The sequence below is a fragment of the Paenibacillus soyae genome (assembly GCF_024623455.1).
GTDB lineage: Bacteria > Bacillota > Bacilli > Paenibacillales > Paenibacillaceae > Pristimantibacillus > Pristimantibacillus soyae.
The window spans coordinates 1-218 of the sequence record NZ_JANIPJ010000112.1 but is presented as its reverse complement, the minus strand read 5'-3'; the positions used below and the strand labels follow the sequence as shown (position 1 = coordinate 218).

Genomic DNA, 218 nt, shown 5'->3' with positions numbered 1-218 from the left:
ACTTTCGTTATCCAGTTTTCAAGGTGCAAATGGAGCCAAGCGGGATCGAACCGCTGACCTCCTGCTTGCAAGGCAGGCGCTCTCCCAGCTGAGCTATGGCCCCGTAATGGGATCAACACTCATGTGTTGATAATGGTGGGCCTTAGTGGACTCGAACCACCGACCTCACCCTTATCAGGGGTGCGCTCTAACCAGCTGAGCTAAAGGCCCTCGGGTAT

2 tRNA genes are annotated in these 218 nt (G+C 55.0%); both read right to left on the bottom strand.

The annotated features are described in order from the left end of the window. Positions 1-30: 30 nt before the first annotated feature. A tRNA-Ala gene (locus NQZ67_RS30245) sits at positions 31-103 on the bottom strand. 30 nt (positions 104-133) lie between these two features. Beyond that, a tRNA-Ile gene (locus NQZ67_RS30240) sits at positions 134-210 on the bottom strand. Positions 211-218 lie beyond the last annotated feature (8 nt).